The following is a 1,823-nucleotide window of genomic DNA, read 5'->3' as shown; positions in this document are numbered from 1 at the left end:
GGCATGCGCATCCTGGGCAACCCCCTAGGATCAGATGAGCGAATTATTTCCGGTGAATCGGGCGCAGTAACAACCGGAATTGTCAGTCTGATAATGACTAATCCGAAACTTGCCGGACTGCGGCAGGTTCTAGGCTTGGATAAATCGTCCCATGTGCTGGTCTTTAGCACTGAAGGCGATACTGACCGTCGAAACTATCGCCGCATTGTTTGGGACGGCGCTTATCCAAGTCCGGCTGATTGTTAAACTCAATAGTATACATGGTAAAGGCTCCCCTTATGTCCAGGGGAGCCTTGCGTGTTTTACAGAGTAATTTTTGCGCCTAGTAGTTCAACAAAGGCGCGCAACCATTCAGGATGATTAGGCCATGCTTGGGCGGTTACGAGGTTACCGCTAACGACTACCGGCGCATCCTTCCATTCAGCGCCTGCAATGCGGCACTCGGCGGCACAGGCAGGATAGGAAGTAGTCGTGGTGCCCTTGAGCACGTCCGCGGCCGCCAAAAGCTGTGTACCGTGGCAAACGGCGGCAACCGGTTTGTTGGCAGCAAAGAAGTCTTTTACCAATTGAACGGTTTCGGGGTACATCCGGATATATTCAGGGGCCCGGCCGCCCGGGATAACGAGACCAACATAATCATCGGCTTTGGCATCAGCCGCCGATATATCAACAGGGATTCGGTGTCCGGTTAGCTCAATATAGGTATCGAGACCGGTGAAATCATGAACCACTAACTGCAGGGTATCGCCGGCTTTTTTATTGGGGGCGCATATGTCTACTTCATAACCTAGCATCATAAGAGCTTGCTGCGGTACTTTAACCTCATAATCTTCGCCGCAGTCACCGGTAAGAATTAGAATCTTTTTAGCCATATTATTACCTCCTATATATTGGATATCAATAGTTGATTCTAGCTGTATCGACCAGATTCCTTCTGATTATTCTGAAAATGAGATCAAAGAAAAAAGCCTTTCCAAAAATATTGGAAGGGCTTTGAAAATCGTGGTTTGACTTAAGCTAAAAGTAGCGCAGTGCTAAATAAACATGGGAGATTATTATCGATACTATCATCAGCGGAAAAGCAATTTTAAAGAAATGCCGGAAGGAAATCGGATAGCCGTTTTTCTCGGCAATACCGGCAACAATTACATTGGCTGATGCGCCGATTAAGGTGCCGTTGCCGCCTAAGCAAGCGCCAAGGGCAAGCGACCACCAGATGGCGTCGAGGTTCATACCCGAAATTTGCCCCATTTCCTGAAGCATCGGGATCATTGTTGCCACGAACGGAATATTGTCAATGAACGCCGAGGCAATTGCTGAAAGCCATAGAACCAAATAGCCTGTCTGCTCGACATTGCCGCTGGTAATGGTTAAGCTCCAAGCCGCCAACTCCCGAATAACCCCGGTTGACTTCAAGCCGCCGACCAGAATAAACAAGCCGGCAAAGAAAAAAATTGTCGGCCATTCCACATCCTGTAATACCTCTTCTGGCTCTGCTCTGCTGATAAGCATCAGGAGAATAGCGCCTGTCAGAGCAATAGTCGCTGATTCCAAATTCAGCATACCATGCAGCATAAAGCCGATGATGGTCAGTGACAGCACTGCCAGGCACTTTTTCAGCAGCGCCCAGTCTTTTATGGCTTCTTGCGGATTAAGGTTTATTAGTTTATTGCGGTTCTGCTCGTTTATATTAAGATCATTGCGGTACCAAAACAGCAATAGCGCGATTGTTACGAACATAATGACGATAGCGATAGGTGCAAGGTTGACGATAAATGCGGTGAAATCCAGACCAACAGCACTGCCGATCATAATGTTGGGAG

The 1,823-nt window shown here is 48.0% G+C and carries 3 protein-coding genes; 1 reads left to right on the top strand and 2 read right to left on the bottom strand.

Annotated features, from left to right (window positions below; genetic code table 11):
* Window positions 1-246: diaminopropionate ammonia-lyase (locus GX348_11890; protein ID NLP42857.1), on the top strand; the 246-nt coding region annotated here is incomplete at its 5' end.
* 56 nt (window positions 247-302) lie between these two features.
* Here the strand turns inward: GX348_11890 and GX348_11885 are convergent.
* Together GX348_11885 and GX348_11880 are read right to left on the bottom strand one after the other, a co-directional pair.
* Entirely contained in the window at window positions 303-872 is a 570-nt protein-coding gene (locus tag GX348_11885) for a DJ-1/PfpI family protein (GenBank protein ID NLP42856.1), read from the bottom strand.
* A 145-nt stretch (window positions 873-1,017) separates the two neighbouring features.
* Window positions 1,018-1,823: hypothetical protein (locus GX348_11880; GenBank protein NLP42855.1), on the bottom strand; the 806-nt coding region annotated here is incomplete at its 5' end.

The sequence above is a fragment of the Veillonellaceae bacterium genome, assembly GCA_012523975.1.
GTDB lineage: Bacteria > Bacillota > Negativicutes > JAAYSF01 > JAAYSF01 > JAAYSF01.
The sequence above is the reverse complement of the archived record's forward strand: the minus strand, read 5'-3'. Positions and strand labels throughout refer to the sequence as shown.